Origin of the sequence: Rhizobium laguerreae, from assembly GCF_002008165.1 — a bacterium.
GTDB classification, from domain to species: domain Bacteria; phylum Pseudomonadota; class Alphaproteobacteria; order Rhizobiales; family Rhizobiaceae; genus Rhizobium; species Rhizobium laguerreae.
This window is the reverse complement of the sequence record NZ_MRDM01000011.1, coordinates 192229-203997: the sequence shown is the minus strand read 5'-3', so window position 1 is coordinate 203997 and position 11769 is coordinate 192229. Positions and strand designations below refer to the sequence as shown.

Here is an 11769-nt window from a genome sequence, read left to right as displayed (position 1 = left end):
CGGGTAGCGGACTGATGGTTTGTGGGTCAGGCGGCACGCTCTAGTGCAGCCCGGATCTGTGCTTCGGTGGAGGCGATCGCAGCCTTGGCTGCGTCCGGGCTTACGAGTGTTCCTTCCACGCGGACCACTTCGATATCCGTCAGTCCGATAAAACCGAGAAGATGCGCGAGATAGGTGGTCTGGAAGTCGAACGGGACATTCTTGCCTTCCGAAAAGACGCCGCCGGTTGCCGTCACGAGATAGACTTTCTTGGCTGGCAACAATCCCATCAGACCGGTTGCGTCGTAGCGAAAGGTGACGCCAGGCCAGGTGATATAGTCAAACCAAGCCTTGAGCTGCGTCGACGGGCCGAAGTTGATCATGCCCGAGCCAATGACAATCACCTCGGCAGCCTGAACCTCATCAACGAGGCTTTGAGCGAGATTGACGGCTTCGATCTGTTCGGGTGTACGTGTCGCGGGCGGCGCAATGCGGCCGTCGATATAGGCTGCTGTGATATGCGGCAGAGGTGCCGCCCCAAGATCGCGTTTGACAATTGTGCCGGCAGAACGGGCATTGAGGCTTTCAGCAATGTCACGGGCAAACCGGGTCGAAAGGCTCTGAGGACCGCGTGGGCTAGAGGTAACGAGGAGGATGTTGGTCATTGGTGGCTCCTGGGAGAATAGAGTAGTATCAATTTGTGACCAACACTATTAAGGTAACTATTTGACTGTTCGCAAGAAGGCACATTCATGACACTCAATGACATAGAGTTTCCTACCCCAAGCGAAGACGCAGACTGCCGTCCGGTTCGGGAGATCCTCGATCGCATTGCCGATAAATGGAGTCTTTACATCTTCGTGGCCCTGAAGGATGGGCCGGTCCGCTTCAATGCATTGCGACGGCAGATCGACGGCATCTCGCAGCGGATGCTCACGATTACGCTTCGTCAATTGGAACGCGACGGTTTGATCAGCCGCACCCACTTTCCGACGATCCCACCGCGCGTGGATTACGAGCTGACTGCAGTCGGCAGGTCGCTTCTCGCCCCCGTCATGGCCTTGGTGACCTGGGCAGATTCAAATCGGCATGTGATCGAGGAGGCGCGCCGGCAATATGACCACTAGGTGGACGCGAGCCGAGCTGGCGCTTGTCGCTCATAACTAGCTCAAGCAGCGGTAAAATCCGTGAAGAAGATCGCACCGGCCGCGTTAGCACCGATCGTCGAAAACGCATGGGCACCGCCAAAGCCAATCGTAGCAGGAGCAGAGAACAAGACGTCGACTTTCATCAGGACTGACCCGGCAGCGATAGGCCGCCGTCGGACGCCAGCGGTAGCCGCTCCAGTTACTGTTCAAGGTGGTCTCCGGCAACGTCTGCTATCAAGGGACGGCAAAGATCACCTTAACAGCCGACCTGGAGCGCAAGCCGCATCCTTCAACAACGGACAGATGTCCGCCTCGGGCCGAAAGCCGCCTCCGGTAGCGTTTGCTGCCTGATCCCACTCTTCGTGGCACTGCACCACCCTTGACGGATGGCCGTGATCGCTTAGTCTGCCCTCATCATCCTCCGGAGCATTTCCATGACGCAGTCCCTGCTCTTCGGCGCTTTTCTGGCGGCGCTCTTTTACGTGCTCATTCCGGGACCCGCCTTCCTGCAGTTGCTCGGCATCGGCGCCGGGCAGGGCCGCAAGGCCGGCGCCTTCTTCATGATGGGGCATCTGGTCGGCGATCTCATCTGGTCGTCGCTGGCGCTGATCGCGATCGTCGGCGCAAAGACGATCGGAACCTTAGTCTTCGACCTGCTCGGCCTTGCCTGCGGTTTCTACCTCGCCTGGATCGGCTGGAGCGCCGTCAATGCAAAGCCGAAAGGGGAGGGGCAGGCGCTTGTTGTGGTCGAGCGGCCGTTTCGTCGCGGTCTGATCTTCGGCGTCACCAATCCGAAGGGTTATCCGGTGGCGCTCGCCACCTTCACCGCGCTGGTTGCAGGCTCGGCCGGCGCGCTCGATTTCGAGGCGTTGCCGGTGCTGCTCGTCGTGTCGTTCGTCGGTTTCGTGACTGCCGACATCATCCTGATCGGCATCATCGGCGCCGGTACGGTGCGGCGTTTCTATCGTGCTCATGAGCGGTTGATCGTGCGCTGCTCCGGCGTGCTTTTCATGGGATTTGCTGCCCAGGCGCTCTGGCACGCAACGCCCGGCCTGCTCGGCTGGCGCAAGGCCTGATTAAAGCGCGTCGCGCCAAACGTGCAACGCGCTTGTTCTTGGATTTATGCATGTCGTCATTCCAAAACCGCTGCGCACTTTTGGGCGACATGCGTAAGGTCAGGTATTCAGGAAGCTGACGATCGATTTCAGCGTCTGGACCTCGTCAGAATCGCCGATCGACATGGCGATCTGCAGCTGGTTCTGGTAATAATCGAGGAAATTGAAGCTGGTGCCGTCGGTGACGCTGGAGAGATCGACGATGTTGCCGAGCGGATCGATCGCATGCATCGGCAGCGGTTCGGAGATCGCGGCGTAGGTGTTTTGATCGATCAGGCCACTGTCGAAACCCTGGCGTGCGTAATTGCGCAGTTCTCCAGGGCTGACCGCGGTGAAATCCGGGCCTTCGCCAACATCATCTTCGATCTGGAACGAGGCCGGGGCGGGAGCTCTGGTCTCGATTTGAATATCAGAGGTCTTCGAACTTTTTGCGTTATTAGGATTGTTTTTAAAAAGCAAACTCTGAGAAGACCGCACAGAAAAAACTTCCATGGCGCATGTCCCCTTACAAGAAGATCACCTATGAAACTAGCGCTCGCGCGTGATTCGCGTCAATCGTTAACGATTGGTTAATTTTCACGTATCAATTGTTGTCCACCGGATTGGCAGCTGCCCACCGGATTTGGCTGGCGAGGCAAAAGGTCCTTCCCGGCAACATACCAATTCTATGCCGGCTCTCCTATATTGACGATCCATCTGCATGCCAAAAGGGAATTCTCCGATGCCTTCTCCACATGATTTCAATCCGGCGCTGGTAACCTGGGACGGTCTTCACGGCCTGCCGCGTTTCGATGCCCTGGATGACGGCGATTTCGCCGCCGCCTTCGAAGCCGCACTTGCCGCGCATGAAAGAGAGATCGACGAGATCGCCGGAAACGGCGATGCGCCGACATTCGACAATACGGTCGTGGCGCTGGAGATTGCCGGCGACGCGCTGTCGCGTGTCTCGGCGCTGTTCTGGAACAAGGCAGGCGCCCATACCAATGATGTGATCCAGGCGCTGGAGCGGGAGATCTCGCCGAAGATGTCGCGCCACTATTCGAAGATCGGGATGAATGCAGCGCTTTTTGCCCGCATCGACACGCTCTGGGAGAGCCGCGACAGCCTGGACCTGACGCTCGAACAGACACGGGTGCTGGAACGCCACTGGAAAGGCTTCGTCAAATCGGGCGCCAAGCTTGAGAAGGCCGAGCAGGAAAAACTCGCCACGATCAATGAAAAGCTTGCCGGCCTCGTGACGCAATTCGGCCAGAACGTGCTGGCCGACGAAAAGGCCTGGGCACTGGTGCTTTCCGATGGCGCCGAGCTCGAGGGCCTGCCGGAATTCCTTCGCGACGCGATGGCGGGGGCAGCGCGCGAACGCGGCGAGGAGGGCAAATATGCGGTGACGCTGTCACGCTCGATCATCGAGCCGTTCCTCACCTTTTCGGAGCGCCGTGATCTACGCGAGCAGGCTTTCAAGGCGTGGGTGGCGCGCGGTGAAAATGATGGTGAGACGGACAATCGCGCCGTCATCAGGGAAACGCTGGCGCTGCGCCATCAGGTGGCGACACTGCTTGGCTACGGCAACTTCGCCGAGCTGAAGCTCGACAACACGATGGCGAAGACGGCGGAGGCGGTGAACGGCCTGCTGAGGGCTGTCTGGGCGCGAGCGGTGAAACGCGCCGGCGAGGAGGAGATCGATATCGCGGCAATGATTGCCGAGGAGGGCCGGAACCACGAGGTCATGCCCTGGGACTGGCGCCACTATGCCGAAAAGATCCGGGCGCGGAAGTTCGACTTCTCCGAAACCGAGCTCAAGCCTTATCTGCAGCTCGAGAAGATCATCGAAGCCTGCTTCGACGTCGCCGGCCGACTGTTCGGCATCCGGGCTGTCGAGAAGAAGGGCGTGGCCGCCTATCACCCTGACGTTAGGGTGTTCGAAATCAGGGACCGCGAGGACAAGCTCGTCGCCCTGTTCCTCGGCGATTATTTCGCCCGCAGTTCGAAACGATCAGGCGCCTGGATGAGCTCGCTGCAATCGCAGCACAGGCTGGAACTGAAGAACGGCCGCCACGGCGAATTGCCGATCATCTATAATGTCTGCAACTTCGCCAAGCCCGCGGAAGGCAAGCCGGCGCTGCTGTCGCTCGACGATGCCCGCACGCTGTTCCATGAATTCGGCCATGCGCTGCACGGCATGCTTTCGAACGTCACCTATCCCTCGGTTGCGGGCACCGGCGTCTCTCGCGATTTCGTCGAGTTGCCGTCGCAGCTCTATGAGCACTGGTTGACGGTGCCCGCTATTCTGAAGCGTTACGCCGTGCATGTCGAAACCGGCGAGCCGATGCCGCAGGCCCTGCTCGACAAGGTGCTTGCCGCCCGGACCTTCAATGCCGGCTTCAATGCCGTCGAGTTCACCTCGTCGGCGCTGGTCGACATGGCGTTTCACACGAGAACGGCCGTCGAGGACCCGATGGCGGTGCAGGCCGAGGTACTGGCCGAGATCGGCATGCCGAAGTCGATCGTCATGCGCCATGCGACGCCGCACTTCCAGCACATCTTTTCGGGAGGCTATTCGGCCGGCTATTACTCCTACATGTGGTCGGAGGTGCTCGACGCCGACGCCTTTGCCGCCTTCGAGGAGACGGGAGACGCCTTCAACGGCGAGATGGCGCGCAAGCTCAAGGACAATATCTATTCCGTCGGCGGTTCGGTCGATCCGGAGGACGCCTACAAGGCCTTCCGCGGCAAGCTGCCGAGCCCGGATGCAATGCTTGTCAAAAAGGGACTTTCGACCTTCGAGGAATTGACAGGCAGCGACGCCTAAGACAATTTGATGACACGCTATGATGCGGCGGGGCGACAGCCTTGCCGCAGCTTTTGCGCGTTCCCCCCTTTCGCAAACGCAAAAAAAACTGTATGGACGCCCCAAACTAATAGGCGCGTCCTCTAGAGCGTGCGCCCCAGCCTCAGAGATTTCACATATGGCACTTCGCAATATCGCGATCATCGCGCACGTTGACCATGGCAAAACGACCCTGGTGGATGAGCTTCTCAAGCAGTCCGGCTCGTTCCGCGAAAATCAGCGTGTCGCTGAACGCGTGATGGACTCGAACGATCTCGAAAAAGAACGCGGCATCACCATTCTCGCCAAGGCGACCTCGGTGGAATGGAAGGGTGTCCGCATCAACATCGTCGACACCCCCGGCCACGCCGACTTTGGCGGTGAAGTCGAGCGCATTCTCTCGATGGTGGATGGCGCGATCGTTCTCGTCGACTCGTCTGAAGGCCCGATGCCGCAGACGAAGTTCGTTGTCTCCAAGGCGTTGAAGGTCGGTCTTCGTCCGATTGTGGCGATCAACAAGATCGACCGTCCTGATGGACGCCACGAAGAAGTTATCAACGAAGTCTTCGATCTTTTCGCTAATCTCGACGCGACCGACGAGCAGCTCGACTTCCCGATCCTCTACGGTTCCGGCCGCGACGGCTGGATGAACGTCAATCCGGAAGGTCCGAAGGATCAGGGTCTTACGCCGCTTCTCGACCTGGTGCTCAAGCATGTTCCGGAGCCGACCGTCCACGAAGGTCCTTTCACGATGATCGGCACGATCCTCGAAGCCAACCCCTTCCTCGGTCGCATCATCACCGGTCGTATCAATTCCGGTTCGATCAAGCCGAACCAGGCCGTGAAGGTTCTCCACGCCGACGGCAAGACGGTCGAAACCGGCCGTATTTCGAAAATTCTCGCTTTCCGCGGCATCGAGCGCACGGCAATCGACGAAGCGCATCAGGGCGACATTATCGCGATCGCCGGCCTTTCCAAGGGCACGGTCGCCGACACCTTCTGCGATCCCTCGATCACCGAGCCGCTGCAGGCGCAGCCGATCGATCCGCCGACCGTCACCATGTCCTTCATCGTCAACGATAGCCCGCTGGCCGGCACCGAAGGCGACAAGGTGACCTCACGCGTCATCCGCGACCGTCTCTTCAAGGAAGCGGAAGGCAACGTCGCCCTGAAGATCGAAGAAGCCGAAGGCAAGGATTCGTTCTACGTGTCCGGCCGTGGCGAACTTCAGCTCGCCGTTCTCATCGAAACCATGCGTCGCGAAGGCTTCGAGCTTGCCGTGTCGCGTCCGCGCGTCGTGATGCACAAGGATGAAAACGGCCAGCTTCTGGAGCCGATCGAGGAGGTCGTCGTCGACGTCGACGAAGAGCATTCCGGTGTCGTCGTGCAGAAGATGTCCGAGCGCAAGGCCGAAATGGTCGAGCTGCGTCCGTCGGGCGGCAACCGTCTTCGCCTGCGTTTCTACGCGCCGACCCGTGGCCTGATCGGCTACCAGTCGGAGCTGCTGACGGATACCCGCGGCACGGCGATCATGAACCGCCTGTTCCACGACTACCAGCCCTACAAGGGTGTGATCGGTGGCCGCGTCAACGGCGTGCTGCTCGCCAACGCTCCCGGCGAAGCCGTCGCCTATGCGATGTTCAACCTGGAAGATCGCGGCCCGATGATCATCGAGCCGGGCGAAAAGGTTTATGCCGGCATGATCATCGGCATCCATTCGCGCGACAACGACCTTGAAGTCAACGTGCTGAAGGGCAAGCAGCTGACCAACATCCGCGCCGCCGGCAAGGACGAAGCGGTGAAGCTGACGCCGCCGATCCGCATGACGCTTGATCGCGCGCTCTCCTGGATCCAGGATGACGAGCTGATGGAAGTGACACCGAAGAATATTCGTCTGCGCAAGATGTATCTCGACGCGAACGATCGCAAGCGTTTCGAAAAGACGAAGGCGGCGCTCTGAGCGCCATTCAAAGTGCTGCAGCGTTTTGGGTCTCTCGAAAAGAGGCGCGGCGCTGGAGAGAAATCCTTCAAAACCCCGGCCCTCGCGCCGGGGTTTTTTATTGTGCGCCGCGTCGATTCCGTCTTGTGACAATCGTTAAAAAAGCGTTAACTTTTGATCGTCGTCCACATATCAAGTCTGTGGGCAATCGATCACAATGCCTCTGTGCATATGGTTAGTTGCCTCTAGCGGGACCAGAGTAAACGTTATGAAGACGTTGTCGATCGATGTCCGGCGGGCCGAGCCGCAAGATGCCCGAGCCATATCGGAAACACACAGGCTTGCCTGGCAACACACCTATGCAGGCATCATTCCGCATCGCGCACTGACGCAGATGATCGAGCGGCGCGGCGAAAGCTGGTGGCGCAAGGCAACGCGCGGACCGGCGACGCTGCTGGTTCTCGATGTTGCCGGCACAGTCGCCGGCTATGCGACGCTCGGCCTCAACCGTGCCCGCGCTCTGCCGCAGGAAGGCGAGATTTACGAGCTTTATCTTCGGCCCGAGTATCAGGGCATAGGCCTTGGCAGGATGCTGTTCGGCGAAGCGCGCCGTCTCTTGAAGTCGCTGGGCTGCAACGGGCTGGTCGTCTGGTGCCTCGAGGATAACGAGACCGCCAGCCACTTCTACCGCAATCATGGCGGCGTCGATTTCTGCGAAGGCATGGAAAGTTTCGACCACAGGCAGTTGAAGAAGATCGGCTTCATCTGGAGCTGAACGGCCATTCAAAGTGCCACGACGTCCTTTGGCGTCTGAAAGGACGCGCGACGCTGGAGTCGGCGTTCGGCTATCTCCCATTAGATGTGAATGTGCGCCGGTGCAGTCAAGCATTGGTGCTGTGCCATGTTGCGTTGCCGCATGAAACTGATTATCTGGCTGCCAGCACATTCAACCTCGCGGGAGTTTTCTATGCGCATCGACGCTATTTCAATCGGTCATAATCCACCTGAGGACGTCAACGTCATCGTTGAGGTTCCGGTCGGCGGTCATCCCATCAAGTATGAGATGGACAAGGAAGCCGGCACGCTGGTGGTCGATCGTTTCCTCTATACGCCGATGACCTATCCGGGCAATTATGGTTTCGTGCCGCACACGCTGTCGGAAGATGGCGACCCGATCGACGTCCTGATCGCCAGCACCCGCCCGCTGGTTCCCGGCTGCGTCATCAATGTGCGCCCGATCGGCGTCCTGAAGATGGAAGACAATTCCGGCAAGGACGAGAAGATCATTGCCGTGCCGTCGCCGAAGCTGACGCTGCGCTATGAGAAGGTGAAGAACCACACCGATCTTCCCGAGATCACGCTGAAGCAGATCGAGCATTTCTTCGAGCACTACAAGGATCTGGAGCCCGGCAAGTGGGTGAAGATCTTCGGCTGGGGCGACTCCAAGGAAGCAGGCGAACTCATCCTCGAAGCCGTCGAGCGCGCCAAGAAGAAAGGCTGATCGCTCAGCCTAAAAATATCTCGAGCTTTTTTACCAAATCCTCCGGATCGCCGTCGATCCGGAGGATTTTTTTGCGCGCGGTCTCACCCGAGATGAGGCTGACGCTGGATTTGGGAATGCGCAGGGATTTTGCGATCAAAAGGATGAGCGCCTTGTTGGCCTTGCCTTTCTCGGGCACGGCAGTGACGCGTGCCTTCAGGAAAGCTTCACCCTTGCCGTCGGCCTCAATGCCGTCGAGAGCATCACGCCCGCCATTCGGCGTCAGCCGGACGGCGAGGCGCAGATGGTCATCGAAAAGGCTCCAGGGACGGCTCAAGCGACCAGCGGGTACACTGTGGTCCAAAGCAGGGTGCGCAGGAAGAAGATGATCAGCAGCAGGATGATCGGCGAAATGTCGATGCCGCCAAGGTTCGGGAGCAGGCGGCGGATCGGCTTCAGCACCGGTTCGGTGACATTATAGAGGAATGTGCCGACCGAATTGACGAACTGATTGCTGGAATTGATAACATTGAAAGCATAGAGCCAGGAAAAAATGGCACTGGCAATCAGGATCCAGGTGTAAATATTCAAAGCCAAATCAATGGTTTGAAACAGCGCAAACATCATCGTCTCCAATTCGTTGTTGACAGACATGTAGACATTGGCGACTAAACGGGCAAGTGCCGTGTGGAAACGCACGGTGAATCATGTTTAACGGGCGGCTTTGCAGCTCTTCCGGCGCCCGTCTCCTCGGAAAACATCCATGTCGTTTTCGCCCACCGGAGACCGTTTTGCCGCGTTCCGGCATTCGTCCTACACGCGGTTCTTCTTCGCGCGCTTCCTGCTTTCCTTCTCGCAGCAGATCGTCAGCGTCGCGGTCGGCTGGCAGATGTACGACCAGACGGGCAGCGCGATCTATCTCGGCTTGATCGGTCTCGTGCAGTTCCTGCCGTCGCTGCTGCTCATCCTCGTCACCGGTTCGGTGGCCGACCGGTACAATCGCCGGGCGATCGCCGCACTCTGCTCGCTGGTGAGCGCGCTCTGCACGCTGGCACTGCTTGTCATGACTTTGATGGGAAGCTTTACGCCGTTGCCTGTCTTCGCGGTGCTTTTGATCTTCGGCATTGATCGCGCCTTCATGTCGCCGGCAGTGCAGTCGCTGGCGCCCAATCTCGTGCCGGAGGAGGCACTCTCCAATGCGATCGCCTGGAATTCGTCGTCCTGGCAGCTCGCGGCAATCACCGGGCCGGTGCTCGGCGGTCTGCTTTACGGTGTCAGTGCGCCGACTGCCTATACGGTGGCGGTGATTTTTTCCGTGCTCGGTGCGGTCCTTCTCTACATGATCCCGAAACCGGTGCAAAAGACGACCGGCGAGACCAAGAACTGGGCGATGATCCTCGGCGGCTTCAGTTTCATCCGCGCCGAAAAGGTGGTGCTGGGGGCGATTTCGCTCGACCTCTTCGCCGTGCTGCTAGGCGGGGCCACGGCGCTGATGCCGATTTTTGCGCGCGATATCCTCACTCTCGGTCCCTGGGGCCTCGGACTGCTGCGCGCCGCACCGGGACTTGGCGCCATCGTCATGGCAATCTTCCTTGCCGCCTATCCGCTCAAACATCGCGCCGGCATCTACATGTTCATCGGCGTCGCCCTGTTCGGCATTGGAACGATCATCTTCGGCGTCTCGACCAACACCGAGGTCTCGATCGCGGCGCTGGCGCTGATGGGAGCGGCCGACATGGTGTCGGTCTATGTGCGCGAGAGCCTCATTGCGCTCTGGACGCCGGATCAGCTGCGCGGCCGCGTCAATGCGGTCAACATGGTCTTCGTCGGCGCTTCGAACGAACTCGGGGAATTCAGGGCGGGCACGATGGCGGCGATCTTCGGCGCGGTTCCGGCGGTCGTCATCGGTGGGGTCGGGACGCTTGTCGTGGCGGCGATCTGGGCGTCGAGTTTCCCCAAACTGCGCAGGATCGATACGCTCGACGCGCCCAGCGCATCGTCGGAAGCGGTTTAAGGAAAGGCCCTAAAGCGCGATGCTCTTTAGGCGCGAAGAGCGATAGAGGACGTCGCCTTCGCCGTCTTTCCCTCGAAGACGATGTCGAGAAATTCCGTCAGCCAGGCTTTCAGCGGCGCGTCGAACAACATGCGGCCTTCGAGATGTTCGCGGCCCTGCTGGGCATTCGGCAGGATGAAGCGATGGGCGCCATGCACGACCCAGCGATGCATCATCACCCGAGTCAGTTCGGCATGGAACTGCAGGCCCCAGGCGTTGCCCTCGTAGCGGAAGGCCTGGTTCGGATAGGCATCGCCTTCGGCGAGCAGATCGGCGCCGCGCGGCAGCTCGAAGCCCTCGCGGTGGAAATGATAGACCATCTTCGGCCAGTGCATCAGCAGGCGGCCCTTCTCGGTCGGGTGCAGCGGATACCAACCGATCTCCGTCGAGCCGTCGGCATTCGACTGCACCTTGCCGCCGAGATGACGCACCAGCATCTGCGCGCCGAGGCAGATACCGAGATAAGGGCGCTTTTCCCGGAGCGGAATGTCGAGCCAGTCGATCTCCTTCTTGACGAAGTCATCGGGATCATTGGCGCTCATCGGCCCGCCGAAGACGACGGCGCCGGCATGGTCTTCAAGTGTTGTCGGAAGGGGCTGGCCCAGAACCGGGCGACGGATATCGAGGCGGTAGCCCTTTTCGACGAGCAATTGGCCGACACGGCCGGGGCTCGACCGCTCCTGATGCAGGACGATGAGGATCGGGCGCCTGTCGCGGTTCTTGATTTGCTCAGTCGGCATCATCTTGTGCAACCTGGACATCGGTCACCCTGGCGGCGGCCTCCTGCCGCTTCTGGATGCGCTCGCGTGAGGAGACGCCGAGCAGATCGGCGATACGCCAGATCACATGGTCTTCCATCTCGCTGCGCTCGCCATCGGCATAGACGATGTCCCAGAGGATGCCGATCAGCTCCAGCCGCTGCTCGGTATTGAGATGACGCTTCAGATCGGCGGTGAAGCGATAATAGTCGACAGCGGAGCTTTCGGCCTCGAGACCCGCCGCCATCAGAGCATCGAGCTGCTTGCCGTCGAGCGCATACTGCTCCTTCAGGAGTTTGCGCAGCCGCTTCTTCTCGCTGGCTTTGATCTGACCGTCGGCCTCCATCACCTGCATGCAGAGCGCTGCCACCGTGATGCGCGGATCATCAGGGGCGAAACCTTTCTTAGGACTGTCGGCGGTGAGCTTCTGGAAGAATGCCTGAAAGCGTTCGAACATGCGGTTTTCGTTC

At 59.6% G+C, this 11769-nt stretch carries 14 protein-coding genes; 7 read left to right on the top strand and 7 right to left on the bottom strand.

Annotation, left to right across the window (positions count from 1 at the left end; translation table 11 throughout):
- Positions 1 to 26: 26 nt before the first annotated feature.
- Positions 27 to 644 (bottom strand): FMN-dependent NADH-azoreductase, encoded by a 618-nt coding sequence (locus BS630_RS13525; protein ID WP_077977863.1) that lies wholly within the window; start codon positions 642 to 644, stop codon positions 27 to 29.
- An 87-nt stretch (positions 645 to 731) separates the two neighbouring features.
- On the opposite strand from BS630_RS13525, the gene BS630_RS13520 reads away from it, so the two are divergent.
- Positions 732 to 1106: a winged helix-turn-helix transcriptional regulator gene (locus BS630_RS13520; RefSeq protein WP_077977862.1), complete on the top strand. Its 375-nt coding sequence runs from the start codon at positions 732 to 734 to the stop codon at positions 1104 to 1106.
- A 41-nt stretch (positions 1107 to 1147) separates the two neighbouring features.
- On the opposite strand, the gene BS630_RS38420 is transcribed toward BS630_RS13520, so the two are convergent.
- Positions 1148 to 1270: a hypothetical protein gene (locus BS630_RS38420; RefSeq protein WP_260684646.1), complete on the bottom strand. Its 123-nt coding sequence runs from the start codon at positions 1268 to 1270 to the stop codon at positions 1148 to 1150.
- 291 nt (positions 1271 to 1561) lie between these two features.
- On the opposite strand from BS630_RS38420, the gene BS630_RS13515 reads away from it, so the two are divergent.
- Positions 1562 to 2203, top strand: coding sequence for a LysE family translocator (locus BS630_RS13515; RefSeq protein ID WP_077977861.1), 642 nt, complete (start codon positions 1562 to 1564; stop codon positions 2201 to 2203).
- Positions 2204 to 2302: 99 nt separating this feature from the next.
- Here BS630_RS13515 and BS630_RS13510 read toward each other — a convergent pair whose 3' ends face one another.
- The gene (locus BS630_RS13510) at positions 2303 to 2734 is read right to left on the bottom strand and encodes a hypothetical protein (RefSeq protein ID WP_077977860.1); all 432 of its coding nucleotides are present in this window, start codon (positions 2732 to 2734) and stop codon (positions 2303 to 2305) included.
- A 229-nt stretch (positions 2735 to 2963) separates the two neighbouring features.
- On the opposite strand from BS630_RS13510, the gene BS630_RS13505 reads away from it, so the two are divergent.
- The 4 genes from BS630_RS13505 (at position 2964) to ppa (ending at position 8509) form a co-directional block, all read left to right on the top strand.
- Complete coding sequence (locus BS630_RS13505) at positions 2964 to 5051, top strand: M3 family metallopeptidase (protein ID WP_077977859.1); 2088 nt, start codon at positions 2964 to 2966, stop codon at positions 5049 to 5051.
- A gap of 157 nt (positions 5052 to 5208) precedes the next feature.
- On the top strand, positions 5209 to 7029 hold the full coding sequence (typA, locus tag BS630_RS13500) for a translational GTPase TypA (protein ID WP_077977858.1): 1821 nt from the start codon (positions 5209 to 5211) through the stop codon (positions 7027 to 7029).
- A 247-nt stretch (positions 7030 to 7276) separates the two neighbouring features.
- On the top strand, positions 7277 to 7783 hold the full coding sequence (locus tag BS630_RS13495; RefSeq protein WP_003543622.1) for a GNAT family N-acetyltransferase: 507 nt from the start codon (positions 7277 to 7279) through the stop codon (positions 7781 to 7783).
- A 192-nt stretch (positions 7784 to 7975) separates the two neighbouring features.
- The gene (gene ppa / locus BS630_RS13490) at positions 7976 to 8509 is read left to right on the top strand and encodes an inorganic diphosphatase (RefSeq protein WP_025396319.1); all 534 of its coding nucleotides are present in this window, start codon (positions 7976 to 7978) and stop codon (positions 8507 to 8509) included.
- A gap of 4 nt (positions 8510 to 8513) precedes the next feature.
- Here ppa and BS630_RS13485 read toward each other — a convergent pair whose 3' ends face one another.
- Together BS630_RS13485 and BS630_RS13480 are read right to left on the bottom strand one after the other, a co-directional pair.
- Positions 8514 to 8825 (bottom strand): DUF167 domain-containing protein, encoded by a 312-nt coding sequence (locus BS630_RS13485; protein ID WP_077977857.1) that lies wholly within the window; start codon positions 8823 to 8825, stop codon positions 8514 to 8516.
- Positions 8822 to 9112: a YggT family protein gene (locus BS630_RS13480; RefSeq protein WP_026158917.1), complete on the bottom strand. Its 291-nt coding sequence runs from the start codon at positions 9110 to 9112 to the stop codon at positions 8822 to 8824. The genes BS630_RS13485 and BS630_RS13480 overlap by 4 nt, the downstream gene beginning before the upstream one ends.
- Positions 9113 to 9251: 139 nt before the next feature.
- Here BS630_RS13480 and BS630_RS13475 point away from each other — a divergent pair, with 139 nt between their 5' ends.
- On the top strand, positions 9252 to 10502 hold the full coding sequence (locus BS630_RS13475; protein WP_077977856.1) for an MFS transporter: 1251 nt from the start codon (positions 9252 to 9254) through the stop codon (positions 10500 to 10502).
- A gap of 26 nt (positions 10503 to 10528) precedes the next feature.
- On the opposite strand, the gene BS630_RS13470 is transcribed toward BS630_RS13475, so the two are convergent.
- On the bottom strand, positions 10529 to 11302 hold the full coding sequence (locus BS630_RS13470) for a glutamine amidotransferase (protein WP_077977855.1): 774 nt from the start codon (positions 11300 to 11302) through the stop codon (positions 10529 to 10531).
- Entirely contained in the window at positions 11271 to 11756 is a 486-nt protein-coding gene (locus BS630_RS13465) for a tellurite resistance TerB family protein (protein ID WP_077977854.1), read from the bottom strand. The genes BS630_RS13470 and BS630_RS13465 overlap by 32 nt, the downstream gene beginning before the upstream one ends.
- Positions 11757 to 11769 lie beyond the last annotated feature (13 nt).

Excerpts from the sequence above, each read along its gene's own strand:
- BS630_RS13525 (WP_077977863.1), bottom strand. The coding sequence starts at position 644 with ATGACCAACATCCTCCTCGTTACCTCTAGCCCACGCGGTCCTCAGAGC.
- BS630_RS13520 (WP_077977862.1), top strand. The coding sequence starts at position 732 with ATGACACTCAATGACATAGAGTTTCCTACCCCAAGCGAAGACGCAGAC.
- BS630_RS38420 (WP_260684646.1), bottom strand. The coding sequence starts at position 1,270 with ATGAAAGTCGACGTCTTGTTCTCTGCTCCTGCTACGATTGGCTTTGGC.
- BS630_RS13515 (WP_077977861.1), top strand. The coding sequence starts at position 1,562 with ATGACGCAGTCCCTGCTCTTCGGCGCTTTTCTGGCGGCGCTCTTTTAC.
- BS630_RS13510 (WP_077977860.1), bottom strand. The coding sequence starts at position 2,734 with ATGGAAGTTTTTTCTGTGCGGTCTTCTCAGAGTTTGCTTTTTAAAAAC.
- BS630_RS13505 (WP_077977859.1), top strand. The coding sequence starts at position 2,964 with ATGCCTTCTCCACATGATTTCAATCCGGCGCTGGTAACCTGGGACGGT.
- typA (WP_077977858.1), top strand. The coding sequence starts at position 5,209 with ATGGCACTTCGCAATATCGCGATCATCGCGCACGTTGACCATGGCAAA.
- BS630_RS13495 (WP_003543622.1), top strand. The coding sequence starts at position 7,277 with ATGAAGACGTTGTCGATCGATGTCCGGCGGGCCGAGCCGCAAGATGCC.
- ppa (WP_025396319.1), top strand. The coding sequence starts at position 7,976 with ATGCGCATCGACGCTATTTCAATCGGTCATAATCCACCTGAGGACGTC.
- BS630_RS13480 (WP_026158917.1), bottom strand. The coding sequence starts at position 9,112 with ATGTTTGCGCTGTTTCAAACCATTGATTTGGCTTTGAATATTTACACC.
- BS630_RS13475 (WP_077977856.1), top strand. The coding sequence starts at position 9,252 with ATGTCGTTTTCGCCCACCGGAGACCGTTTTGCCGCGTTCCGGCATTCG.
- BS630_RS13470 (WP_077977855.1), bottom strand. The coding sequence starts at position 11,302 with ATGTCCAGGTTGCACAAGATGATGCCGACTGAGCAAATCAAGAACCGC.
- BS630_RS13465 (WP_077977854.1), bottom strand. The coding sequence starts at position 11,756 with ATGTTCGAACGCTTTCAGGCATTCTTCCAGAAGCTCACCGCCGACAGT.